Annotated in this window: 24 protein-coding genes and 1 pseudogene; 13 read left to right on the forward strand and 12 right to left on the reverse strand. The window is 71.0% G+C overall.

The window, feature by feature from the left end; translation table 11 throughout:
- Positions 1-72: 72 nt before the first annotated feature.
- On the reverse strand, positions 73-1326 hold the full coding sequence (moeB, locus tag QFZ50_RS10350; protein ID WP_307083929.1) for a molybdopterin-synthase adenylyltransferase MoeB: 1254 nt from the start codon (positions 1324-1326) through the stop codon (positions 73-75).
- 221 nt (positions 1327-1547) lie between these two features.
- Here moeB and QFZ50_RS10355 point away from each other — a divergent pair, with 221 nt between their 5' ends.
- Together QFZ50_RS10355 and QFZ50_RS10360 are read left to right on the forward strand one after the other, a co-directional pair.
- Entirely contained in the window at positions 1548-2168 is a 621-nt protein-coding gene (locus tag QFZ50_RS10355) for a TetR/AcrR family transcriptional regulator (RefSeq protein ID WP_307083931.1), read from the forward strand.
- A 49-nt stretch (positions 2169-2217) separates the two neighbouring features.
- Positions 2218-2442: a DUF3107 domain-containing protein gene (locus QFZ50_RS10360; RefSeq protein WP_307083933.1), complete on the forward strand. Its 225-nt coding sequence runs from the start codon at positions 2218-2220 to the stop codon at positions 2440-2442.
- A gap of 90 nt (positions 2443-2532) precedes the next feature.
- On the opposite strand, the gene QFZ50_RS10365 is transcribed toward QFZ50_RS10360, so the two are convergent.
- Positions 2533-3294: a ferritin-like fold-containing protein gene (locus QFZ50_RS10365; protein ID WP_307083934.1), complete on the reverse strand. Its 762-nt coding sequence runs from the start codon at positions 3292-3294 to the stop codon at positions 2533-2535.
- 172 nt (positions 3295-3466) lie between these two features.
- Between QFZ50_RS10365 and QFZ50_RS10370 the strand changes: the two genes are divergently transcribed.
- The 4 genes from QFZ50_RS10370 to QFZ50_RS10385 all read left to right on the forward strand — a co-directional run bounded on the left by QFZ50_RS10370 (position 3467) and on the right by QFZ50_RS10385 (position 8364).
- The gene (locus tag QFZ50_RS10370) at positions 3467-3913 is read left to right on the forward strand and encodes a YdeI/OmpD-associated family protein (protein ID WP_307083935.1); all 447 of its coding nucleotides are present in this window, start codon (positions 3467-3469) and stop codon (positions 3911-3913) included.
- Between the two features lie 64 nt (positions 3914-3977).
- The gene (locus QFZ50_RS10375; RefSeq protein ID WP_373462263.1) at positions 3978-5504 is read left to right on the forward strand and encodes an RNB domain-containing ribonuclease; all 1527 of its coding nucleotides are present in this window, start codon (positions 3978-3980) and stop codon (positions 5502-5504) included.
- Between the two features lie 288 nt (positions 5505-5792).
- Positions 5793-7700, forward strand: coding sequence for a DEAD/DEAH box helicase (locus tag QFZ50_RS10380; RefSeq protein WP_307086759.1), 1908 nt, complete (start codon positions 5793-5795; stop codon positions 7698-7700).
- The gene (locus tag QFZ50_RS10385) at positions 7621-8364 is read left to right on the forward strand and encodes a DNA-methyltransferase (RefSeq protein WP_307083938.1); all 744 of its coding nucleotides are present in this window, start codon (positions 7621-7623) and stop codon (positions 8362-8364) included. Before QFZ50_RS10380 ends, QFZ50_RS10385 begins: the two co-directional genes overlap by 80 nt.
- A gap of 30 nt (positions 8365-8394) precedes the next feature.
- Here the strand turns inward: QFZ50_RS10385 and QFZ50_RS10390 are convergent, their stop codons facing one another.
- Positions 8395-9234 (reverse strand): PHP domain-containing protein, encoded by an 840-nt coding sequence (locus QFZ50_RS10390; RefSeq protein ID WP_307083940.1) that lies wholly within the window; start codon positions 9232-9234, stop codon positions 8395-8397.
- A gap of 111 nt (positions 9235-9345) precedes the next feature.
- Here QFZ50_RS10390 and QFZ50_RS10395 point away from each other — a divergent pair, with 111 nt between their 5' ends.
- Positions 9346-10935 (forward strand): aminopeptidase P family protein, encoded by a 1590-nt coding sequence (locus QFZ50_RS10395; protein ID WP_307083941.1) that lies wholly within the window; start codon positions 9346-9348, stop codon positions 10933-10935.
- A gap of 140 nt (positions 10936-11075) precedes the next feature.
- Here QFZ50_RS10395 and QFZ50_RS10400 read toward each other — a convergent pair whose 3' ends face one another.
- Positions 11076-12032, reverse strand: a complete 957-nt coding sequence (locus QFZ50_RS10400) for a general stress protein (protein ID WP_307083943.1) — start codon at positions 12030-12032, stop codon at positions 11076-11078.
- Between the two features lie 123 nt (positions 12033-12155).
- Here QFZ50_RS10400 and QFZ50_RS10405 point away from each other — a divergent pair, with 123 nt between their 5' ends.
- The 3 genes and pseudogenes from QFZ50_RS10405 (at position 12156) to QFZ50_RS10415 (ending at position 15160) form a co-directional block, all read left to right on the forward strand.
- Positions 12156-13439 carry a magnesium transporter MgtE N-terminal domain-containing protein gene (locus QFZ50_RS10405; protein WP_307083944.1) on the forward strand — a complete coding sequence of 428 codons (1284 nt, stop codon included), beginning with the start codon at positions 12156-12158 and terminating at the stop codon, positions 13437-13439.
- Complete coding sequence (locus QFZ50_RS10410; RefSeq protein WP_307083946.1) at positions 13432-14031, forward strand: DUF1003 domain-containing protein; 600 nt, start codon at positions 13432-13434, stop codon at positions 14029-14031. Before QFZ50_RS10405 ends, QFZ50_RS10410 begins: the two co-directional genes overlap by 8 nt.
- Positions 14028-15160: pseudogene (locus tag QFZ50_RS10415) on the forward strand (Mrp/NBP35 family ATP-binding protein). Before QFZ50_RS10410 ends, QFZ50_RS10415 begins: the two are co-directional and overlap by 4 nt.
- A 141-nt stretch (positions 15161-15301) precedes the next feature.
- Here the strand turns inward: QFZ50_RS10415 and QFZ50_RS10420 are convergent.
- The 3 genes from QFZ50_RS10420 to sigE form a co-directional block, all read right to left on the reverse strand.
- Positions 15302-15721, reverse strand: a complete 420-nt coding sequence (locus tag QFZ50_RS10420) for a Sec-independent protein translocase TatB (protein WP_307083948.1) — start codon at positions 15719-15721, stop codon at positions 15302-15304.
- Between the two features lie 108 nt (positions 15722-15829).
- On the reverse strand, positions 15830-16816 hold the full coding sequence (locus QFZ50_RS10425) for an anti-sigma factor family protein (protein ID WP_307083950.1): 987 nt from the start codon (positions 16814-16816) through the stop codon (positions 15830-15832).
- A gap of 5 nt (positions 16817-16821) precedes the next feature.
- Positions 16822-17472 carry an RNA polymerase sigma factor SigE gene (gene sigE / locus QFZ50_RS10430; RefSeq protein ID WP_307083952.1) on the reverse strand — a complete coding sequence of 217 codons (651 nt, stop codon included), beginning with the start codon at positions 17470-17472 and terminating at the stop codon, positions 16822-16824.
- Positions 17473-17789: 317 nt separating this feature from the next.
- Here sigE and QFZ50_RS10435 point away from each other — a divergent pair, with 317 nt between their 5' ends.
- Complete coding sequence (locus tag QFZ50_RS10435; RefSeq protein ID WP_307083953.1) at positions 17790-18428, forward strand: O-methyltransferase; 639 nt, start codon at positions 17790-17792, stop codon at positions 18426-18428.
- Positions 18429-18439: 11 nt separating this feature from the next.
- Here QFZ50_RS10435 and QFZ50_RS10440 read toward each other — a convergent pair whose 3' ends face one another.
- From QFZ50_RS10440 to QFZ50_RS10460, 5 genes are all read right to left on the reverse strand, one after another.
- The gene (locus tag QFZ50_RS10440; protein ID WP_087076540.1) at positions 18440-18607 is read right to left on the reverse strand and encodes a DUF3117 domain-containing protein; all 168 of its coding nucleotides are present in this window, start codon (positions 18605-18607) and stop codon (positions 18440-18442) included.
- A 163-nt stretch (positions 18608-18770) separates the two neighbouring features.
- The gene (locus QFZ50_RS10445; protein ID WP_307083954.1) at positions 18771-20009 is read right to left on the reverse strand and encodes a hypothetical protein; all 1239 of its coding nucleotides are present in this window, start codon (positions 20007-20009) and stop codon (positions 18771-18773) included.
- Complete coding sequence (locus QFZ50_RS10450; RefSeq protein ID WP_307083955.1) at positions 20006-20623, reverse strand: DNA-3-methyladenine glycosylase I; 618 nt, start codon at positions 20621-20623, stop codon at positions 20006-20008. The genes QFZ50_RS10445 and QFZ50_RS10450 overlap by 4 nt, the downstream gene beginning before the upstream one ends.
- Positions 20620-21039 (reverse strand): DivIVA domain-containing protein, encoded by a 420-nt coding sequence (locus tag QFZ50_RS10455; protein ID WP_307083956.1) that lies wholly within the window; start codon positions 21037-21039, stop codon positions 20620-20622. The genes QFZ50_RS10450 and QFZ50_RS10455 overlap by 4 nt, the downstream gene beginning before the upstream one ends.
- A gap of 79 nt (positions 21040-21118) precedes the next feature.
- Positions 21119-21991, reverse strand: coding sequence for an LOG family protein (locus QFZ50_RS10460; RefSeq protein ID WP_307083957.1), 873 nt, complete (start codon positions 21989-21991; stop codon positions 21119-21121).
- A 116-nt stretch (positions 21992-22107) separates the two neighbouring features.
- Here QFZ50_RS10460 and QFZ50_RS10465 point away from each other — a divergent pair, with 116 nt between their 5' ends.
- Both QFZ50_RS10465 and QFZ50_RS10470 read left to right on the forward strand, forming a co-directional pair.
- On the forward strand, positions 22108-22884 hold the full coding sequence (locus QFZ50_RS10465) for an amino acid ABC transporter ATP-binding protein (protein ID WP_307083958.1): 777 nt from the start codon (positions 22108-22110) through the stop codon (positions 22882-22884).
- A gap of 70 nt (positions 22885-22954) precedes the next feature.
- Positions 22955-23797, forward strand: coding sequence for a glutamate ABC transporter substrate-binding protein (locus QFZ50_RS10470; protein WP_307083959.1), 843 nt, complete (start codon positions 22955-22957; stop codon positions 23795-23797).
- Positions 23798-23842 lie beyond the last annotated feature (45 nt).

A 23842-nucleotide genomic window follows, 5' to 3' on the forward strand; every position in this document is an offset into this window, starting at 1 on the left:
CCCGGAGCACCTGACCGGAGCACCCTGCCCGGCATCGCTCCCGGCGCGGCCCGCCCACGAGGGCGGGAAGGGTCAGTAGGTCATCTTCTCCGGCTCGATCCTCCGCACCCATTCGATGATGCCGCCCTCCACGGACACGGCATCACGGTGTCCGTGGTCCCGGAGGAAGCGGACCACATCGGCCGACCGCACGCCGGACTTGCAGTGCACGTACAGCGTCCTGCCCGGCTCGATCACCGTGTCCCCGTCGATGATCAGGTTCTTCGGCACCAGCACGGCGCCGTCGATGCTCACGATCGCGTGTTCCTCGGGGTTCCGCACATCCAGCAGGTCGAAGTCCGCGGTGCCGGCGGCGCGCGCCGCGAGGAGCGCGGAGAGCTCCTCGACGGACACGGTCGGCACGACCTCCTCCGGCGCCTCCCCGGATGCCGCCGCGGCCGCCGGTGACGGCAGGCCGCAGAACTGCTCGTAGTCGATGAGTTCGGTGATGCGCGACGCCGTCGGGTCGGACCGCACCCGCAGTTCCCGCCAGCTCATGTCGAGCGCGTCGAACACGAGCACCCGGCCGAGCAGCGTGGTGCCCACCCCCGTGATGAGCTTGATCGCCTCGTTGACCATCACGGAGCCGATCTGCCCGCACAACACGCCCAGCACCCCGCCCTCTGCGCACGAGGGCACGGAACCGGGCGGCGGCGCTTCGGGGTACAGGTCGCGGTAGGTGGGTCCGTGGTCCTGCCAGAACACGCTGACCTGGCCGTCGAACCGCAGGATGGAGCCCCACACGTACGGCTTGCCGAGGATCGCCGCGGCGTCGTTGACGAGGTAGCGCGTGGCGAAGTTGTCCGTGCCGTCGATGACGAGGTCGTACCCGGCGAAGAGCTCCAGCGCGTTGCCGCGGTCCAGCCGCTCCTCGTGCAGCACGACGTCCACGAGCGGATTCAGCGCCAGGATGCTGTCGCGGGCGGATTCCGCCTTCGACCGGCCGAGATCCGGCATGCCGTGGATGACCTGGCGCTGCAGGTTGGAGAGCTCGACGCCGTCGTCGTCCACGACCCCGAGCGTCCCCACGCCCGCCGCCGCCAGGTACAGGAGCACCGGCGATCCCAGCCCTCCCGCGCCGATCACGAGGACGCGCGCATTCTTCAGGCGCAGCTGCGCCTCCGTGCCGAAACCGGGGATGATCAGGTGCCGCGAATACCGCAGGGTCTCCTCCTGCGACAGGCTCCCCCTCGCCTCGACCAGGGGCAGCAGGCCCGCGGCCACGCCGGGCGGTGCTGACGGGACGGCCTGGGCACTCACGGGCGCGGACGACGGGAAAGCGGTCATGCCCAAGGGTAGGGCGCTCCCCCGGGCCCGGGCCAGCGGGCACCGCCCCCTCCCGCCCGCGGAGCTACTCCGCCGTACCGGTTCCCCGGGGAGGAGACGTCGCCGACCCAGCGTCCGGAGCGGGTCCGCCGTCTCGGCCTCCCGGTCAGGGACGGCCCGCTTCCTACCGGTGGGTAAACTGGGCTGATCCCCCCGCCCGCAGAGCCCGAGGAACACCTCACGTGAGTGTTGAACCGACCACCGCAGGAAAAGCCGTCCGGTTGCCGCGGGACGAGCGACGACGCCAGCTCCTGGCGGCGGCGCAGGAAGTCTTCGTGAGCAACGGCTACCACGGTGCCGCCATGGACGACATCGCCGTGGCGGCCAAGGTCAGCAAGCCCGTGCTCTACCAGCACTTCCCCGGCAAGCGGGATCTCTATCTCGCGCTGCTCGACGGGCACCTCGCCGAACTCACGCAGCTGCTCGTGGACGCACTGCGGTCCACCGAGGACAACAAGCTGCGCGTCCACGCCACCATGCGGGCCTACTTCCAGTTCATCGCCCAGGACAGCCAGGCGCACAGGCTCGTGTTCGAGTCCGACATCGGCAACGAGCCCGATGTCCGGAGCCGGCTCGAGGAGTTCAACGCCCACTTCGCCGGCGCGATCGCCGGTGTGATCGCCGGCGACACGCAGCTCTCGATCGTGGAGGCGACGCTGCTGGGACGCGGCCTCGCCGGGATGGCCCAGGTCAGCGCACGCTACTGGCTGGAGACGGACGGCAGTCTCGACATCGATGCTGCCGCGGAGCTCATCTACCGTTTAGCTTGGCGCGGAATCAGCCGTTTCCCGAAAGAGATCTAGGGTAGTTTTCGAAGCAGTAGGACTGCCCACACAACAGGAGGAACACGCCGTGGAAATCAAGATCGGTATCCAGAACGTCAACCGCGAGATCATCCTCGAATCCTCCGAGAGCGCCGACGCCATCGCCGAGCTCGTGGCCCAGGCGATGAGCGGCGGTACCGAGCTGCGCCTCAAGGACGCGAAGGGCCGCCAGGTGATCGTCCCGACGTCGGTGCTCGGCTACGTCGAGATCGGCGCCGAGGAGACGCGACGCGTCGGGTTCGGCGCACTCTAGCCGCGCGAGGGACCTCTTCACCTCAAGACCCGTGGCGGGCGGCTGGCGCCGTCGACCACGGGTCTTGCCGCGTCCCGGGAGAGGCCGGGATCAGGCGGTGAGTCCCAGGGCGCTCATGCGCCGTGAATGGTTCCGGGTGAGCTGCGCGAAGAGCGCCGTCGTGTGCTGCGTGTGGTCCGGCTCGTTCGCGAAGAGGAGACCGGCGAGGTACTCGCGCTCGATCCCCACCCGCTGCGCCTGGGTCAGGGCCTCCCCCACGAGCCTGCGGCCCCAGAGTGCCAGGCGCGAGGCGAGGCGGGGATCGTCGGAGAGTGCCTCCTTCAGCCGTCTCTGGAGGTGGGCCGCACCGTCGCCCGAGTCGATGGCGCGAATGAGTTCGCGGGTGCGGGGGTCGAAACTGCCGGCCAGCGACCGGTAGAAGTCCCCGGAGAAGGCGTCGATCACGTAGGCCTTCATGAGCGACTCGTACCAGTCACCGGGGCGTGTCCGCTCGTGGAAGGCGTCGATGGAGGCCTGGAACGGGGTCATGGCGTCCTCGACCGTGATGCCGAGGTCCGCGAGGAAGGCTCCGACCATCTCGAAGTGCTCGAACTCCTGCACGGCCAGCCGGCCCAGGCCGGCACGGTCGGCGAGACTGGGCGAGAACCGCGCGTCCGAGGACAGCCGCTCGAATCCGGACAGCTCCCCGTACGCGACGATGCCGAGGAGGTCGGTCACGAAGCGCGCGTAGAGGGGATTCGCGAACGCGTCGTCTGTGGCGGGAACGGTGATTCCGGAGGCCGCATCCTCGGATCCGGTGCGATCCCGTCCGGTTGCCGAGAGGGCCGTGCTGTCGGAGGAGCCGTTGTTCATTCTGCTAAGAGTACGCACTCCGACCGGCGCGGCAACCTGCCGCACGGCGCCGGGACCTGTTGCGCACCGCCGCCGTCGGTCTATGCTCGGTCCCCACCGGCCGGACGGGCCGGAGGGGACCTCTCCGGTCGGCGCGGATGCGTGCCGGTGGCCGGACGGAAGGCAGGAACACATGGATTTCTCGGCTGTCCTGGAGCGGGCGGGCCGCACGGCCACGGGCATCGAGGTCCCGGAGGAGGTGCTGGCGTCGCTCGGCGGCGGCAGGCGCCCCGCCGTGACCGTGACGCTGGGTGCCTACACCTTCCGCACCACCGTCGGATCCATGAACGGCCGCGCCATGATCCCGGTCAGTGCGGAGCATCGGACCGGGGCCGGGGTGGCAGCCGACCAGACGGTGGCCGTGGGCCTCCGCCTGGACCTCGAGGAGCGCACCGTCGACGTGCCGGAGGACCTCGCCGTCGCCCTCTCGGCCGATCCGGCGCTCGTCGCCGCGTTCGCCGCCCTGTCGGTCAGCCGGCGGAAGGCACTCGTCCTGCCCATCGAGCAGGCGAAGGGCGCCGACACGCGGCAGCGCCGTGTCCTGAAGGCCGTGGCGTCGCTCCGCCCCCACGACGCCTAGCAACCCCCGCGGCCCGCCCGCGGGAGGACCCCCGATGTCTGTGACGTGCGTTACCGTAATGCCTGTGCCCGCACAGCATATGGATATCAGGGACCGGGAGTCCCAGCAGCGCCTCACGGAGTCGCTGCGGGCCCTGCGCGAGGAACTCGAGATCCGCGAGGACTTCCCCGAGGAGGTCCTGCGGGAGGCGCAGGCCGCACTGGCGTCCCTGGATCTCCCCGCGACGGACCTGCGGGACCTGCCGTTCCTCACCATCGACCCGCCCGGCTCCACGGACCTCGACCAGGCCGTGCACCTCGTGCGGACGGGCAGCGCCGACCCGGCCGACCCGGGTGCCACGGACGCGACGGGCTACGAGGTCTGGTACGCCATCGCCGACGTACCGCTCTTCGTGCGCCCCGGCGGCGCCGTCGATGCGGAGGCACGGCTCCGCGGACAGACGATGTACGCACCGGACGGGCGGATCTCGCTGCACCCGGAGGCCATCTCCGAGGACGCCGCGAGCCTCCTCCCAGACCGGGACCGGCCCGCCTTCGTGTGGCACTTCCGCCTCGATGCCGCGGCCGTCGTGCAGTCCGTCACCGTCGGCCGCGCCATGGTCCGGAGCCGACGCCAGCTCACCTACGCCGAGGCCCAGGCGGAGATCGACGCCGGTACCGCCGACGAGCAGCTCACCCTCCTGAAGGAGATCGGCCTGCACCGCATCCAGCAGGAGCTCGAGCGCGGCGGGGCGAGCCTCAACCTGCCCCGCCAGGAGATCACCCACGACGGCGAGAGCTACGGCATCCTCACGGAGCCCGCCCTGCCCTGCGAGGACTGGAACGCGCAGATCTCCCTCATGACGGGCATGGCCGCCGCCCGCATGATGATCGACGGCGGCATCGGCATCCTGCGCACCATGCCCGAGCCCGACGAGGGGGCCCTCGCGAAGTTCCGGCGGCAGTCCGAGGCCCTCGAGCACCCCTGGCCGGCGGACCTGCCCTACGACGCGTTCCTCCGTACGCTCGACGTCGCCGACCCGCGACAGCTCGCGCTGATGCACGCCGCGGCCTCGCTCTTCCGGGGCGCCGGGTACACCGCCTTCGACGGACAGGTGCCCGACGCCGTCGTCCAGTCCGCGATCGCCGCACCCTACGCCCACACCACCGCTCCCCTCCGACGCCTCGTGGACCGCTTCGTGCTCGTGACCTGTGCGTCGCTCTGTGCCGGGGAGGAGGTACCCGAGTGGGTGCGGGCGGCCCTGCCGGACCTCAACGCGCTCATGGCGTCCTCCAACCAGACGGCCTCGCGGCTCGATTCGGGTGCGATGGACGCGGTGCAGGCCGCCCTGCTGAGCAACCGCATCGGCGAGGCGTTCTCCGCCGTCGTCCTCCAGGGTTCGCCGCCGGCCGCCGAGGACGCCCCCGGCAAGCAGGCGCCCCGCCTGTCCGGCACCGTGCAGGTCACCGAACCGCCGCTCGAGGCCAAATGCTACGGCGAGCTCGTCGCGGGCGAACGCGTCACCGTGGTGCTCCTGGAAGCCGACATCGCGCGCCGCCGCCTGCGCTTCGAGGTCAAACCCCCGGACGCACCCCCGCCCGGCCTGCGATGACACCGGGGAGGAGCGGGCAGGGTAGTCTTGACGGTGTAGTAATGGATGCCCGGTCGTTATCACCTCGTCGATAACCCGTAGTACCAACTCGATCCCGAGTTCCCGCGGGCGCAGGTCTCCCTCCGCAGCCCGCACGCAGTCCAAGCCCGCGATCGGCTTCCACCGGACGCCCTGGCGCCCGCAGATACGCTCCGCCCCGGATGAATCGATCCCGGCGTCGAGCCTCAGCGGCCGCGGGGCCTGAATGAACGGTAGAACGTGCACGACATCAATGAAGACACCACCCAGATGACGGACGCCCATCACCTCGTCGCCGACAACTCGGCCGACGCGATCGACGTCGAGGACACCCTGGTCACCACCGACGAGCCGCACGCGGCCGTCGCCGAGACCTTCGCGGACTTCAACGTCCGCCCCGACATCGTCGAGTCCCTTGCAGACGCCGGCATCACCCACCCCTTCCCCATCCAGGCGATGACCCTCTCGATCGCCCTTGGCGGCCACGACATCATCGGCCAGGCGAAGACCGGCACGGGCAAGACCCTCGGCTTCGGCATCCCGGCGATCCAGCGCGTGGTCGGCCCCGACGACGCGGGATACGAGAAGCTCCCGGTCCCCGGCGCGCCGCAGGCCCTCGTCGTCGTCCCGACGCGCGAGCTCGCCGTGCAGGTGGCGAACGACCTCACGACGGCGGCGAAGAAGCGCAACGCGCGGATCGTCACCATCTACGGCGGCCGTGCCTACGAGCCCCAGATCGAGGCCATCAAGAAGGGCGTCGAGATCGTCGTCGGTACGCCCGGACGCCTGATCGACCTGTACCGGCAGAAGCTGCTCGTCCTCAAGAACGTGAAGATCGTGGTGCTCGACGAGGCCGACGAGATGCTGGACCTCGGCTTCCTGCCCGACGTCGAGACCCTCATCGCCGCGACGCCTCCGGTGCGCCAGACGCTCCTGTTCTCCGCGACCATGCCCGGCCCCGTCATCGCGATGGCACGCCGCTACATGACGCAGCCCACCCACATCCGCGCCGCGGACCCCGAGGACGAGGGCATCACCAAGAAGGACATCCGCCAGGTCATCTACCGGGCGCACAACCTGGACAAGGCCGAGGTGGTGGCCCGCATCCTGCAGGCCAGGAACCGCGGCCGCGCCATCATCTTCTGCAAGACCAAGCGCACCGCGGCGAAGCTCTCCGAGGAACTGATCGACCGCGGCTTCGCGGCCGGCGCCATCCACGGCGACCTCGGCCAGGGTGCCCGCGAGCAGGCGCTGCGGGCCTTCCGCGGCGACAAGATCGACGTCCTCGTCGCCACGGAGGTCGCGGCGCGCGGCATCGACGTCGAGGACATCACGCACGTCATCAACTACCAGTGCCCCGAGGACGAGAAGGCCTACCTGCACCGCGTGGGCCGCACGGGCCGTGCCGGCAAGAAGGGCACCGCGGTCACGTTCGTCGACTGGGACGACGTCCCCCGCTGGGGCCTGATCAACAAGGCACTCGGCCTCGACACGCCCGAACCCGTCGAGACGTACTCCTCGTCGCCGCACCTGTACACCGATCTCGACATCCCCGAGGGCACCAAGGGCCGCCTGCCCCGCAAGGACCGCAAGCTGGCCGGCATCCAGGCCGAGGTCCTCGAGGATCTCGGGGAGACCGGCAAGCGCGGCGGTGGCACGCGCGGCACCCGCGACGACGACGCCCAGGGGCGCTCCGGCGGCCGCGGCCCGCGCCGCGACGGCGCACCCTCAGGCTCAGGCTCCGGCGACGGCTCCGGTCGTTCGCGCAGCCGCGGCCGCGGCGGGAACAGCTCCGCGACGGACGCTCCTGCCGCGCCCGCGCAGGCGGACGGGGGTCGAGGGCGGACGCCGTCGTCGCTCCGGCGGCGAGGGCGAGGCGCCCGCGGGCGACCGTCCGCGCCGCAGCCGGACCCGCCGCCGCAACGGCGAGGTCGTCGGGAAGCCTGCCGGCGGCACGGAGGACTGACACCCGGTGTCGGAGCTCCCTGCGCCGTCCGTGCCTCCCCTGTGGAGCGCGGACGGCGCCAACCTGGTGGTGCACGCGGACAATGCGGAGTACCTCGCCACACTGCCGGACGCGGCCTTCACCATGATCTACGTGGACCCGCCCTTCAACACGGGCCGGGTGCAGCGCCGCCAGCAGACCTCGATGGTGCGGGCGGCGCAGGGCGAGGGTGACCGCGTGGGCTTCAAGGGCCTCTCGTACTCGACGGTCAAGGGCATGCTCGCGAGCTACGACGACGCCTTCGAGGACTACTGGGACTTCCTCTGGCCCCGGCTCGCCGAGGCGTGGCGGCTCCTGGCCGATGACGGCACGCTCTATCTGCACCTGGACTACCGGGAGGTGCATTACGCGAAGGTCATGCTGGACGCCCTGTTCGGCCGCGACTGCTTCCTGAACGAGATCATCTGGGCCTACGACTACGGTGCGCGGGCCAAGCGCAAGTGGCCGGCCAAGCACGACAACATCCTCGTATACGTGAAGAACCCGTCCGGCTACTACTTCAACAGCGACGAGGTGGACCGGGAACCCTACATGGCGCCGGGGCTCGTGACCGCGGAGAAGGCGGCCCTCGGCAAGCTCCCCACCGACGTGTGGTGGCACACGATCGTCTCCCCCACCGGCCGGGAGAAGACCGGCTACCCCACGCAGAAGCCCGAGGGCCTGCTGCGCCGCGCCGTCGCGGCCAGTAGCCGCGAGGGCGACTGGGTGCTCGACTTCTTCGCCGGCTCGGGGACCCTCGGCGCCGTCGCCGGGAAGCTCGGCCGCCGCTTCGTCTGCGTGGACCGGAATCCGCAGGCCATCGAGGTCATGCACGCGCGCCTGGCCCCATGGACCTGACGCGCCGGCCGCAGCGCCGAACCTGACCGGCTAGCCCGGCGTGTGCGTGGCGAGTGCCGTGATGGCCTCCAGGGTCTCCCGCGCCGTGACGTTCTCCCCGAGCAGGTTGGGCTTGCCCGCGCCGTGGTAGTCGCTCGACCCCGTGATGAGCAGCCCGTGGTCGCCGGCGATCCTCCGCAGCTCCACGCGCGCCTCCTCCGGATTGTCGCGGTGCTCCACCTCGAGCCCCAGCAGGCCGGCGTCGATCATCTCGTCGATCACGTCCCCGCCCACCACGGCGCCGCGGTTGAATGCCGACGGATGGGCGAAGACGGGCACCCCTCCGGCGTCCCGGATGAGGGCGACGGCTGCGGCGGGGTGCGGTGCGTAGTGGCTCACCCAGTAGGGCGAGCGCGCGGTCAGGATCCGTTCGAAGGCCTCCGAGCGTGTACCCACCACGCCGAGGGTGATCAGCGCGTCGGCGATGTGCGGGCGACCCACCGTCGCGCCCTCCGTGACGTGCTGCTGCACCAGGTCCCAGGTGATGGGGAAGTCCTCGGCCATCAGCCCGACCATCCGCCGCGCCCGCGTCAGGCGCGCGGACCTGGACTTCGCGATCTCCTCGACCAGGCCGGGGTGGGCAGGATCGTGCAGGTAGGACAGCACGTGGACGCTGATGCCGGTGTCCGTACGGCACGAGACCTCCATGCCCGGGACGAACCCGATGCCGAGCCTGTCCGCGGCGGTCCGCGCCCTGTCCCAGCCCGCCGTCGAATCGTGGTCCGTGAGCGCGACGACGTCGAGCCCGGCGGCCGCCGCCGACCCGATCAGGACCTCGGGGTCCTCGGTACCGTCCGAGACGTTGGAGTGGGTGTGCAGATCGATTCTCACCGGATCCAATCTACGCGCCGCGGGCGCCGGGCCCGGTCAGGGGCTCCCGCGCCGCTCCGGCCTTCCGGCCTTCCGCGCCGGACTTTCCCGACACGCGGCGGGGGTGGGACGATGGCGGGTGTGAGCACCGACGACACAGCACCCGCATCCGACATCCCCACCGACGCACCCGAGGGCCAGCCCCTCGCCGCCCGTAACGAGAACCGGTCGCAACGGCCCGATTCCGAGGCCTTCAAGGCGTTCATGGCCTCCCGCTGGGCACCGGCCTCGGACGACCTCCCGTCCGTCGCCCCCGTCGCGGAACACGCGGCCCGGCGGCGTCGCGCCGTCTCCGACCGCTTCCCCGGCGAGCGCCTCGTGATCCCCGCCGGCCCCTTCAAGGTCCGCTCCAACGACACCGACTACCGGTACCGCCCGCACTCCGGGTTCGCGCACCTGACGGGCCTGGGCCTCGACCACGAGCCGGACGCCGTGCTCGTCCTCGAACCCGTGGATCCCGGCACGGGCGACGACGGCGGGAACCACACCGCCACCCTGTACTTCCGGGAGCTCGCGGGACGCGACAGCGCCGAGTTCTACGCGAACGCCCGCTACGGCGAGTTCTGGATCGGGCAGCGCCTGTCCATGGCGCAGATCAGGGCCCAGCTCGACCTCGAGACCGCGGACCTCGCCGAGCTCGAGGTGGCCATCACGAAGGACGCCGGCGTCCCCGCGATCGGCGGCGTCAGCATCCGCCTCCTCCGGGAGGTGGACCTGAACGCCGATGCGCTGGTGGACACGTCCCGCATCAACACCGGGGTGGACCTGGAGCAGGCCGACGCCCTCGACGCGGTGCTGGCCGAAGCGCTCTCCGAGCTGAGGCTCATCAAGGACGCATGGGAGGTCGAGCAGATGGAGGCCGCCGTGGCTGCCACCGTCAACGGCTTCCACGAAGTGATCCGGACGCTCCCCCGGGCCCTCACCCACCCGCGCGGCGAGCGCGTCGTCGAAGGGGCGTTCTTCACCCGGGCACGCGAGGAGGGCAACGACCTCGGCTACGACACCATCGCCGCCTCCGGCAACAACGCCACCACGCTGCACTGGATCCGCAACACGGGCCAGGTGAAGGCCGGGGACCTGCTCCTGCTCGACGCGGGCGTCGAGGCCGAGAGCCTGTACACCGCCGACATCACCAGGACACTCCCCGTCACCGGGCAGTACACCGAGATCCAGCGCAGGATCTACCAGGCGGTGCTCGACGCCGCCGACGCCGGTTTCGCCGCGGCGCAGCCGGGCCGGAAGTTCCGCGACATCCACACCGCCGCGGTCACCGTGCTCGCCGAGAACCTGGACGCGTGGGGCCTCCTGCCCGTCTCCCTCGAGGAGGCGTTGGCGCCCGAGGGCCAGCACCACCGCCGCTGGATGCCGCACGGCACGAGCCACCACCTCGGGATGGACGTGCACGACTGCGCGCAGGCCAAACGGGAACTGTACCTGGACGGGATCCTCACCGAGGGCATGGTCTTCACCATCGAGCCGGGCCTGTACTTCAAGGCCGAGGACCTGGCGGTCCCCGAGGAGTACCGGGGTATCGGCGTGCGGATCGAGGACGACATCCTCATGACCGCCGACGGACCGGTGAACCTCAGTGCGGCCCTCCCCCGGGACCCCGACGACGTCGAGGCCTGGATCGCGGGCATCTGGGGCAGCACCGGCGAGTAGCGCCACGCGGGCGGCCCCCGAGGGGTCGTCCGGACGGCGCAGGCCGTAACACGAAGGCCCTAGCACGAAGGCCGGGACCCGAGGGTCCCGGCCTTCGTGCTGCAGGCGGCCTCCGGAGGAGGCCCGGCGCGCAGGACCCGCTAGTGCGAGCCGCCCGCGGCCGAGGAGCCATGGCTGCCGGGGCGCTCGTCGTCCCCGGACCGGTCCGGGGCGGCTACCGCGTCAGGGCCGGCCTGCGCCGCTCCGTCCGGGCCCGCCGCCGGGGTTCCCACCGGCTGCTCCTCGACGCGCACGCCGTACTGGGGCCGGCCGTCCGGCAGATCGGGGAACTGGCCCCGGCGGGGTCCCGTGGTGCCGGGACCGGCGGTCTGGTCCTCGGACGGGACGGGCTGCCCCGGCTGACCCTGCTGACCCTGCTGGCCCTGCTGACCCTGCTGGCCCTGCTGACCCTGCTGGCCCTGCTGGCCCGCGTAGGGGTCATTCCATCCTGCGGGGCGCTCGGGAGTGTGCTGCTGGGGCGGCTGGGGCGGCTGGACGGGAGCCTGTCCCTGTCCCTGCGGCTGCCCCCAGGCGGAGGGCGCCCCGCCCGGGTGCTGGGCCTGCCCGTTCATGGGCAGCTGCTGCAGGAGGCGCCGGGCCTCCGCGGCGAGGCTCGGCTCGACGATCACGTCGTAGCTGGTGGCGATGACCTGGCTCGTCGAGGTGAAGTCACGCCGCCCGCGCTGGAACGTGTAGGTCAGCACGCCGAAGAGCAGCCAGAAGATGGCGCCCAGGGCGATCGAGGAGGTGATGGTGATCCCGGTCTCGCTCCCGGCGAACAGGCTCAGGATCAGCCCGACGAAGAGGCCGAACCAGGCGCCGGTCGCGGCACTGCCGAGCGCCACGCGCGGATAGGTCAGGCGCCCCGTCACCCGCTCGACGGTCTTGAGGTCGTTGCCGATGATCGCCACACGCTGGACGGCGAACTTGTTGTCCGCGAGGTAGTCCACGGCTTTCTGGGCATCGAGGTAGCTCGTGTACCGGCCGATGGTCTCGCCCGTGGGCAGCACCCGGCCCAGATCGCGGGAGGCAGTGGTTCCAAGTGGTGGTGTCGACATGGTGTCCATTCTTGCCTAACGCCTGCGACCGCGGGAGGGTTCTCCCGGGGGACGCCCTCCCGGGCGGCCGGGGGGCCCTGAGGCGATGCCGTCCGAGCCCCCCGCGCCCGATAGCCTAGAGCTGTGACTACCAACCCCACCCGCGTCTTCGTCGCCCGGCTCCTGGGCCTCGACGTGTTCGACCCGCTCGGCGACCGCCTGGGCCGCCTGCGGGATGCCGTCGTGCTCGACCGCGGCCCCACCAGGACGCCGCAGGTCGTGGGTCTCGTGGTCGAGGTGCCCGGCAAGAAGCGCGTCTTCGTCCCCATGACGCGCATCACGTCGATGGACCCGTCGCAGATCATCTGCACCGGCCTGGTCAACCTCCGCCGCTTCGAGCAGCGCGGTGCCGAGATGCTCGTCGTCGCGGAACTCTTCGACCGCCGGCTCACGCTCCGCGACGGCAGCGGCAGCGCCGTCGTCGAGGACATCGCGATGGAACGCAACCGGGCGGGCGACTGGCACGTCTCCCAGCTGTTCGTCCGCCGCGGCGGCGCGGTGTCACCCCTGCGCGGGCTGCGCCGGGGTGGCGAGCGGCTCATCATCGACTGGCTCGACGCCTTCCACGGCACCACGGACGAACCGCAGGGCGCCACCCAGTTCGTCGCGCAGCACGACGACCTCAAGCCCGCCGACTTCGCCGAGGCGATGCACGAGATGAACGACAAGCGGCGCCTCGAGGTGGCGGGCGAGCTGCAGGACGACCGCCTCGCCGACATCCTGCAGGAACTGCCCGACGACGACCAGGTCCAGATCCTCACGTCCCTCACGCGTGAACGCGCGGCTGACGTGCTCGAGGAGATGGACCCCGACGACGCGGCCGACCTCCTCAACGAACTGCCCGACGCGCAGAAGGAGGAGCTGCTCCAGCTCATGGAGCCCGACGACGCCGAGGACGTGCGCCGCCTCCTCGAGTACGAGGAGGGGACGGCCGGTTCGCTCATGACCACCGTGCCGGTGATCCTGCCCCCGGAGGCGACCGTCGCCGAGGCCCTCGCGCATGTGCGGCGCGAGGAGCTGACCCCCGCCCTCGCCTCGTCGATCTTCGTGTGCAGGCCTCCGCTGGAGACGCCGACGGGACGCTACCTCGGCGTCGTGCACATCCAGCAGCTCCTGCGGTATCCGCCGCCGGAGCCGCTCGGCAACATCATCGACACCGACCTGGAGGCCGTCGGCGACCAGGCCGACGTGAGCGAGGTCTCGAGGATCCTCGCGACCTACAACCTGAACTCCCTGCCCGTCGTGAACACGGAGGGGCGCCTCGTGGGCGCCGTGACGGTCGACGACGTGCTGGACCACCTGCTGCCCGACGACTGGCGGGCACAGGACGACACACCGGGACTGAAACGAGGTGACCGCCGTGGCTGAGAAGACGAGGTCGAATTCGAGTGGACTGGACACCCCCAGGGAGGCGCGGAAGCGGTTCCTGCTGAGGCCGCGGCCCAACCCGGACCGTTTCGGGAGCGCGACGGAGAACTTCGCCCGGTTCATGGGCACCCCGCAGTTCCTGCTGTACATGACCATCTTCTGCCTGATCTGGCTGGCCTGGAACACGTTCGCGCCGGAGAACGCCCGCTTCGACAGTGCGGCGCTCGGCTTCACGGCCCTGACGCTCATGCTGTCCCTGCAGGCCTCCTACGCCGCCCCCCTGCTGCTCCTCGCCCAGAACCGCCAGGACGACCGGGACAGGGTGTCGCTGCGGCAGGACCGGCAGCGCGCCGAACGCAACCTCTCGGACACCGAGTACCTGACCCGGGAGATCGCCGAGCTGCGCATCGCCCTGCGCGAGGTCGCGACGCGCGACTACGTGCGCTCGGAGCTCCGCTCGGTCCTCGAGGAGCTGATCGAGGCGACCGACGGGCAGGAGCTGGTCCTGCAGAAGCGGAAACCCCGCAAACCGTCCGAGAACACCGTGACGCTCCCGAAGGTGCAGCCCACCGGGAGGAAACCGTCCCGGTGACACGTGACCTGCCCGCCGAGGCGGCCGTCCGCGCAGCGCTGGCCACGGTGATCGACCCCGAACTGCGCCGCCCGCTCGATGAACTCGGGATGCTCGAGTCCGTGTCCATCGACGGCGGGACCGTGCGCGTCCGGGTGCTCCTGACCATCGCCGGCTGCCCGCTGCGTGACTCGATCCGGCGGGACACCGAGGCCGCGCTCGCGGGCGTCGACGGCGTGGACCGCGTCGAGGTCGAGCTCGGCGTGATGGACCAGGCGCAGCGGGACGCACTGAAGGAACGCCTGAAGGGTGCCGGCGGGCGTCGCGGCATACCGTTCAACGAGCCCGTCGTCGCTCACGCGCGTGTACGCCGTCGCCAGCGGCAAGGGCGGCGTCGGGAAGTCCAGCGTGACCGTCAACCTGGCGGCCGCCCTGGCCGCGCAGGGGCTCCGGGTGGGCATCGTGGACGCGGACGTCTACGGCTTCTCCGTCCCCGCCCTGATGGGCATCACGCAGCAGCCCACACGCGTGGACGAGCTGATCCTCCCGCCGGTGGCGCACGGCGTGAAGGTGATCTCCATCGGGATGTTCGTGGAGGGCAACCAGCCCATCTCCTGGCGCGGACCGATGCTGCACCGGGCGCTGGAGCAATTCCTCACCGACGTGTACTTCGGCGACCTCGACGTGCTCTTCCTCGACCTGCCGCCGGGCACCGGGGACATCGCCATCTCGGTGGCTCAGCTGCTGCCCTCGTCCGAACTCCTGGTGGTCACCACGCCGCAGAGCGCAGCGGCCGATGTCGCCGAGCGGGCCGGGGCCATGGCGGCCCAGACCGGGCAACGCGTCCGCCGGCGTCATCGAGAACATGTCCTGGCTCGGGCTGCCCGACGGCGGTCGGCTCGAGCTCTTCGGCGCGGGGGGCGGAAGCACCGTCGCAGCGCGCCTGTCCGCGACACTCGGCGCCCAGGTCCCGCTGCTCGGCAGCATCCCGCTGGAGGTGTCGCTCCGCGAGGGCGGCGACGCCGGCACGCCGCTGGTGCTCGGCGGGGGCGACTCGGCGGCGCGGGAGGAGCTCCTGGCCATCGCGTCGGCGCTCGCGCGCCGACCCCGCGGGCTGGAGGGCCTGAAGCTTCCCGTCAGCGTGCGCTGAGCCGACCGGCGCCGACGGTCAGGGCACGAGGGTCAGGGAATGACGGTCCCGGTGCCGACAGCCCGGGCGCCTCGGACTCGGGCTGCTGTGGACCGGCCCGTCCGGCAGGCCGTAGGCCGCCTGATCCGGGGGGGGAGGGTGCTAGGTCGCCTCGCGGTCGTACGGTGCGGCCTGCCCGGCCTCCAGCCGGGGACCGAGCGGGACGGACACGGTGGGGCGGGTGGCGCCCGTCGCCGCGGTGGGAGCGGCAGCGGCAGTGACCACGGGTTTGGGGGCGTTCGGGCTCACCGGCTTGAAGACGTCCTCGATGTCGTCGAGGAGAGCTTCCTTGATGATGCGCCGGGGATCGTACTGGCGTGGGTCGAGCTTGCGCCAGTCCACCTCGTCCAGCTCCGGGCCCACTTCCTCCCTCAGCTGCTCGCGCGCTCCGGTCGCCATGCGCCGCAGTCCCTTGACGAGCCGCGCGAGCTGGGCGGCGTACTCCGGAAGCCGCTCCGGGCCGAGCACCACGACGGCGATGATCGCCAGGACCACGAGTTCGAGGCCGTTGATTCCCAACACGTGAAAAGACTACCTTTCCGGCCGGCGCCGGCCACATTCGCCGGTGCCCCTGGACAGCCGGCGGACCGGGGCCACCGACGGTCCACGTCTGCGCGCCCCGTCGGCCACCTACCCGCCGTCGCCCTCCGGGTGGGTGATCCGAGACAGGCCCCGGATGATGCGGGCCATCATCGAATCGTCCTGTCCCTGCGGTGACAGCGACAGCTGGGCGTGCTCCGTCGCGACGAGCTGATTGAGCGTCTGCGGCATCGCGGCCGCCGGCAGGTCCGAGACCACGGTGTAGGTGACCGTGGGGCTGTCGAGGACCACCTGCCAGGGCTCGCCCGAGCGCACCCAGATGTCGCGATCGGCACCGCCGATGTGCTCGAAGCCGTCCGAGCTCACGGGACTGCCGGTCACGGCGTTCAGGGGTGGCTCGTCCAGGCCGCCGGCGTCGCCGACCTTCCTCTGTTCGTAGACCGTGACGGTGTCGCCGTCGTTCTCGAGGACCAGTTCGAGGGTGGGCCTGCCACCGACGGTGATGCCCTCGGCGCTCTGCAGGGTGAATCCGAGCGACTCGAGTTCGGGGCAGTACCAGCCGCCCTCCCGGAGCGTCTCGAGCTGGCCGGTGTCGAGGTACGTGGGCGTCTGCGGGGCCACCGAGTCCCATCCGGCGCGGAGCGCGGTGGCCCCCCGGGCGCCCTCCGCCGTCACCGGGACGGCCTCCGATCCGACGACGTAGGCCGCGGCGAGCACACTGGCCGCGGCGACGGCGGACCCGCCCGCCAGGACCAGCGTGCGGTGGCGGCGTCGCGGCGCCGTGCGCTCGTGGTGGGCTCGTACGAAGGCCGCGCTCGAGCCGGTGCGCTCCTCGCGCTCGGCAGAGGACCTGGGGGTGGAGCCGGAGCCCACGTGCGGAGAGAGGAGGCGCTGCTGGAAGCCGGGGTCCGGCGACGGATTCCGAAGGCCCAGCAGGGCGCTCTTGAGGCTCCGGAGGCGGGCGACCGACGCCGTGCACGACGCACAGCGGGAGACGTGCCGTTCCACGGCGATCCGCCGCCGATCGGACAACTCGCCGTCCACGAGGTCCTGGAGCGAACGATGAGGATGAAGCATCGGTCCTAGCCCAGGCCGGCGATCCGTGGGACTCCGAGGGCGGCGCCGGTCCCGCCGGAGCTGCGCGGATCACGGTGGGCGAGCTTCTCCCGCAGCATCGTGCGTCCGCGGTGGATGCGGGAGCGGACGGTGCCGAGCTTCACGCCGAGCACCTGCGCCACCTCGTCGTAGGCGAGGCCCTCCAGGTCACAGAGCACGACGGCGGCACGGAAGTCCGGCGGGAGTTCCTCGAGGGCGGCCTGCACATCGATGTCGAGGTTGTTGAACTCGAAGCTCCGCTCGGGGCCGGGGTGCTTGCTGGGGAGGCGGCTCTCCGCCTCCTCCGTGAGACCGTCGAAGCGGATGCGGGTCTTGCGCCGGGCCTGGTCGAGGAAGAGGTTGGTGGTGATGCGGTGCAGCCAGCCGTCGAGCGTGCCGGGCTTGAAGTTGGCGAGGGACCGGAACACCCTGACGAAGACCTCCTGGGTGAGGTCCTCGGCGTCGAACCGGTTACCGGTGAGCCGGTAGGCCAGGCGGTAGACCTTCGGTGAGTACGTGGTGACGACTTCCTCCCACGACGGCGCGACCCACGGGTTGCCGTGCTCGTCCAGAATGGGCGCGTCCGCTTCGGAGACCGCCTCCACGGCGGCTCGTGCCGCCTTAACGCTAGACATCATGTACCCCTTCTCGCGGCGAATCCCGATCGGATCCTGCTCTCGCCCGGGGGCTTCGAGCAGTGATACCGGGGATTCGGGACTGCCTTGACGACGGATGTCCCGAGTAAAAAGTCTTTCCCACCAAGCTGGGAGCCCGCTGGTAGCAGCATGGATATTGTGCGGGCTCCGACGGCAGGACCAGCGGCCCTACGCGCCCTGCCCCTCCCCTGTTCCTCCGCCGGACAGCTCGCATGGAAGGAGGTGCACGCCGCACAGTAGTGTTGACGCGGGGCCCCGACAGCCCGCACCACCTCCCGCGAACCACAGAACGGATGCCGATGGCCGCCGACAAACACAGCAGCTGGTCCTACACGGAAGGACTCCCCGACGAGGACGACGTCCTGCTCAGGGCACGCGACCGGTCCCACGAACTGGGCGTCGCCCCGGTGACGCCCGCCGTGGGTGCGGCCCTCACGGTCCTCGCGGCCGCCTCCAAGGCCACCACCGCCGTCGAGGTGGGCGCCGGGGCCGGGGTCTCGGGGGTCTGCCTGCTGAGGGGGCTCGGCCGGAACGCCGTCCTGACCACCATCGACTCCGACGTCGACCACCTGCGCGCGGCCCGCGAGGCGTACGCCGAAGCGGGGATCCCCTCGAACCGCACACGCACCATCTCCGGCCGCGCCGCCGACGTGCTGCCGCGGCTGACCGACCGCGCCTACGACCTGGTGTTCATCGACGCCGACAAGCCGGGACTCCCCGCGTACGTCGAGCAGGCCACGCGCCTGCTCAAGGACGGCGGCATCATGATCGTCAACGACGCGCTGGACCAGGACCGCGTGGCGGAACCCGCGGTGCGCGAGCAGTCGACCAACACCCTGCGGCAGGTCGGGAAGATGATCCGTGAGAACGAGGCACTCGTGTCGGCACTCCTGCCGACGGGCACCGGGCTCCTGCTGGCGGTCAAGCAACGCGCCTGAGCGCGGTCGGCCTAGGTCGTGACGGTGAGCAGGCAGTCCTTGAGCTTGCCCGCCTCTTCGGCGTTGAGTTCGACGACGAGGCGACCGCCGCCGTCGATCGGCACCCGCATGATGAGGCTGCGCCCCTCCTTGGTGACTTCCATCGGTCCGTCGCCGGTTCGCGGTTTCATGGCAGCCATGGGGGTGTCCCTTTCAACAGGGCGCGACCGCGACGAGCGGTAGCGCGACAGTAAACAGTGCCCCGCTCCGGTGCCCGATGAAAGGTCCGGCGGTGCACGTCATCCCCTTCATTATTCAGCACAAGGCCTGCACCTGCTAATTCAGGTGCGGCGTGGATCACACTCAGGGTGGATAATCCCCGTCCGGCCCGGTCGGCGTCCAGCCCCACAGCCAGTCCACCCAGAGGAACTGGAGCACCACCGAGGCCGGCAGCAGCACCCAGAGGAGGCGCCCCCTACGGATGGTGGCGACGGCGAGCGCGAGGGGGAACAGCGGCGTCAGGATGCGCCACGTGCTCGACTGCGGGTCCCAGAAGGCCGCGAGGTACAGCAGGTAGCCGGCGCACCAGGCGCCGAGGACCAGACCCATCGAGCGCACCGCCGGCGTGAGGAAGAGCGCCACGAGACCGATCAGCAGGGCCGCCACCACGAGGGCCGCCGCTCCCGGGCCCAGCAGTGCGGCGGGCGTCTCGAACCAGGGGACGAAGGGCGCCAGCGGCTCCCCGCGCCACGCGGTCTCGGTGGCCACGTACGCGTCTGCCTGTCCCGTGACCGCCCACGCGATACCCGGCCACGCGACGGCGGCGAGGGACGAGACCAGGCCCAGCAGGAACAGGGAGACGACCTGCCGACGGGCGGCCGGATCCTCCCCTGCGCGGCGACTCCTCCAGAGGGCGGAGAGGAACAGGATGCCCACCATGATGGCGAACGGCACCCCTGCCGGACGGGCCAGGCACATGAGCACGACGACGGGCATCGCCGCGTAGTGGCGGCCCCTCGCCACGAGGTGGAGCGAGGACGCGAGGAGCAGCAGGTGCAGCGATTCCGCATACGGCACCTGCAGGATCACGGCGACGGGGGCGAAGGACACCACGGCGACCCCTGCGAGCGCGGTCCGGTGGTCCGTCCGGAGCCGGAAGAGGCGGTAGACGACGAGCGCGACTCCCGCCGCGGCGGCGACCGTGACGACGGGGGCGAGGATCCCCCAGCCGAGGCCGGTGCCGGCGTCGAGGAGACGGACCAGTCCCGGGAAGAGCGGGTAGAACGCCCACTGGTTGTGGCTGACGGCACCCTCGCCGTCCCGCGGCAGCTCGGTCGGGTAGCCCTCCCTGAAGATGCGTTCGTACCAGCCGCTGTCCCAGTAGTTGATGAACGTGCCGTACCCGGGGGCGGCGCCCGACCACGGGCTCGGTCCCTGGCGCGCCGCGGCGAGCAGGAGGATCCCGGTGGACACGATGCGGCCGACGAGGAACACCGCGAGCACCGGTACCGACCAGTGGACGGCGGCCAGTCTGGACGTCAGCGCGGAGAGCCTGGCGGACAGAGCGGGACGGCGTGTCCGGGCCGCGGCCGTGCGGCTCATGGGCGTGCGCCGTCGGGGGTCGCCGACACCTCCCCGCCGCCGTCGGACCGGACCCAGCAGTCCCGGAGGTGGTCGTCGACGTACCCCGTGGCCTGCAGCATGGCGTACGCCGTCGTCGGACCCACGAAGCGGAATCCGAGGCGCTTCAGCTCCCTGGCCAGTGCCGTGCTCTCGGGCGTGATGGCCGGGACATCCGCGAGCTCGGCGGGCGCCGGACGTGGCGGTGGCCGGTGGCTCTCGAGGACCGAGCCGAGGGTGGTCCCCGCCGGCAGTGCGAGCAGGGCGCGGGCGTTGGCGATGGTGGCGTCGATCTTCTGCCGGTTCCGGACGATCCCCGTGTCCGTCATGAGCCGCCCGACGTCGTCGGCGCCGAATTCCGCGACGGCCGTCGGGTCGAAGCCGGCGAAGGCCCGCCGGAAGGCGTCCCGCTTCCGCAGGATGGTGATCCAGCTCAGGCCCGACTGGAAGGCCTCGAGGCTCAACCGTTCGAACAGCGCAGCCTCTCCCCTGACGGGCCGGCCCCATTCCTCGTCGTGATAGCGCTCGTAGTCCGCGCTCGCCAGCGCCCAGCCGCAGCGCAGCCGGCCGTCGGAGCCGGGACCGGCGCCGCTCACCACCCGGCGTCCTGTCGGGTCCCGGTCCCGCGTCCCGTGTCCCGTCCGGCGAGCTGCACGCGCAACCCTGCGATGACGGCGTCGCGTTCCTCGAGGGCCGCAGCGAGGCGGTCGAGGACCTCGTCCACCTGGTCCATGCGGTAGCCGCGCAGCCCGAGGCCGAAGCGGATCGCGTCCACGTCCTGTGCCGAGGGTGCCTCGGGCAGCAGGACCGGCGGCAGGGAGGCGACGGGTTCCACCAGCCCCGGCCCCGCCGGTGCCGCGGGGTCCGCCCATCCCGCGGGCGTCGCCGACCCGGACCCCGAGCGCGCGCTCACCGCGAGTCGCTGGAGGGGTGCAGGCAGCGGCCGGCCCGAGGCGAGGACGGCGGTTCCCCCCACCAGCAGGACGGCGAGGATCACCAGGAAGATAGTCACACCGCAATGGTGCCAGAATCGCCGGGGCCGCCGGAGTGACCGGGCACCCCGGACGTCACCGCCGGGACCCCGGAGCGGTTCAGGCCGGGTGGTCGTGGCCGGCCGACGCCGCCACGATCCGCACGGCGTCCTCGGCCGTCTCGACGAGCTGCAGCAGCGAGAGGTCCTTCTCGGAGATGGTGCCCGCAGGGAGCAGCGTGCCCTCGATCCAGTCGAGCAGCGGCTGCCAGTAGGCCACCCCGACGAGCACGATCGGGAAGGACGTGACCTTGCGGGTCTGCACGAGCGTCATCGCCTCGAACAGCTCGTCGAGCGTGCCGAAGCCGCCCGGCAGCACCACGAACCCGCTCGCGTACTTGACGAACATGGTCTTCCGGGCGAAGAAGTACCGGAAGTTGATGCCGAGGTCCACCCACTCGTTCATGCCCTGCTCGAAGGGCAGTTCGATGCCGAGTCCCACGGAGGTCCCGCCCGCCTGGCAGGCACCCTTGTTGGCGGCCTCCATGGCGCCCGGGCCTCCCCCGGTGATGACCGCGAACCCGGATTCGGCGAGCCGCCGGCCCACCTCCTCGCCGATGGCGTAGAAGGCCGATTCGCGGGGCGTCCGTGCCGACCCGAAGACGCTGATGGCCGGCCCCAGGTCCGCGAGCGTGCCGAACCCCTCCACGAACTCGCTCTGGATCCGCAGGACGCGCCACGGATCGGTGCGGGTGAAGCCGCCGTTGTCATCCGCATCCAGGAGCATCTTGTCCGCCTGCGGCACCGTCGCCTGGCCGCGCCTCAGTTCCACGGAGCCCTTCCGCCTGGTCGCCGGCCCCGCCTCGCCCCGTGGTCGCGAGGAGCCGTTCGAGCCGCCGGCGGCGGGCACGCCGGCCACAGCCGGTGCGTCGTCGCCGTGCAGGGCGGGGAGCCGTGCGCCATCGCCGGCCGAGGGGTGCTGGGAAGGAGACATTTACCTAGGCTAACCAACGCCGGGGGCCGCACGGGCTTTGGTTGCTCTTGAATCACAATCGATACCTTTGCGCCGCTGTGTATTGCCGCAAAGGAATAGTTCGCTAGATTTCTCCCATGACAAGTGAACCCCGCCCGGCCACGCCCGCGTCCACGGGAAGCCCTCTCGTCTCCCTCAAGCACGTGAACAAGCACTTCGGGGACCTGCACGTCCTGCGCGACATCGACCTGGAGGTCGCCCGCGGTGAAGTCGTCGTCGTGATCGGGCCCTCCGGGTCCGGCAAGTCGACGCTCTGCCGCGCGATCAACCGCCTTGAGACCATCGACGACGGCGAGATCACCATCGACGGCAAGGTGCTCCCGGCCGAGGGAAAGGCCCTCGCGAAGCTGCGCGCCGACGTCGGCATGGTCTTCCAGTCCTTCAACCTCTTCGCCCACAAATCCATCCTGGAGAACGTGACGCTCGGACCCATCAAGGTCAAGGGCATGAAGAGCGGCCAGGCCAAGGACCTCGCGATGTCGCTGCTGAAGCGGGTCGGCGTCGACAACCAGGCGCAGAAGCTGCCGGCCCAGCTGTCCGGCGGCCAGCAGCAGCGCGTGGCCATCGCACGGGCCCTCGCGATGCAGCCGAAGGTCATGCTGTTCGACGAGCCCACCTCCGCGCTGGACCCGGAGATGATCAACGAGGTCCTCGACGCCATGGTGTCGCTCGCCAAGGAGGGCATGACCATGATCGTGGTCACCCACGAGATGGGCTTCGCCCGGCGGGCAGCCGACCGCGTGATCTTCATGGCCGACGGCCAGATCGTGGAGCAGGCCACCCCCGAGGAGTTCTTCACCAACCCGCAGAGCGAGCGCGCCCGGGACTTCCTCGGCAAGATCCTCTCGCACTGACCCTGCCCGTCCCACTCACCCCGCAAGCAATCCACGAGGGCCTCGCGAGGCCGCAATCCAAGGAGAACCCATGCAGAAGACCCGATACGCAGCAGCCGCGGTGGCTGCGGTGGCCGCACTGACACTGTCCGCCTGTGGCGGCGGTGGCGACAGCGCCGAGAGCGGTAGCGGCGGAGAGGGCGGCGGCGAGAGCCTTCGCATCGGCATCAAGTTCGACCAGCCCGGCCTCGGCTACGACGAGGGCGGCTCCTACTCCGGCTTCGACGTCGACGTCGCGAAGTACGTGGCGAACGAGCTCGGAGTGACCGAGGACAACATCGAATTCGTCGAGGCGCCCTCCGCGAACCGCGAGAACCTGCTGTCCAACAACCAGGTGGACATGATCTTCGCGACCTACTCGATCACCGACACGCGCAAGGAGACCGTCGCCTTCGCCGGCCCGTACTTCGTGGCCGGCCAGGACCTCCTCGTCCCCACCGACAGCGACATCACGGGCCCCGAGGACCTCGAGGGCAAGAACCTCTGCTCGGTCACCGGCTCCACGTCCGCGCAGAAGATCAAGGACCAGTACCCCGGCGTCCAACTCGTCGAGCAGCCGGGCTACGCCGAGTGCGTCACCGCGATGGGCGGCGGCCAGATCGACGCCGTCACCACCGACGACATCATCCTCGCCGGCCTCGCCTCGCAGGAGGCCAACGCGGGCAAGTTCAAGGTCGTCGGCAACACCTTCTCGGAGGAGAAGTACGGCGTCGGCCTGCCCCAGGACAGCGACCGCTGTGAGGACATCAACGCCGCCATCACCAAGATGATCGACGACGGTGCCTGGGAAGAGGCGATCACCCGCAACACCGAGGGTGCCGACTACTCCTTCAACAAGGACCTCAACCCGCCCACGCCCGAGCCCTGCGCCTAGCATCGCTCCCCTTGGTGGGGCGGTCCGTCCGGGCCGCCCCACCAA

Source organism: Arthrobacter agilis, from assembly GCF_030816075.1.
Classification (GTDB): Bacteria; Actinomycetota; Actinomycetes; order Actinomycetales; family Micrococcaceae; genus Arthrobacter_D; species Arthrobacter_D agilis_E.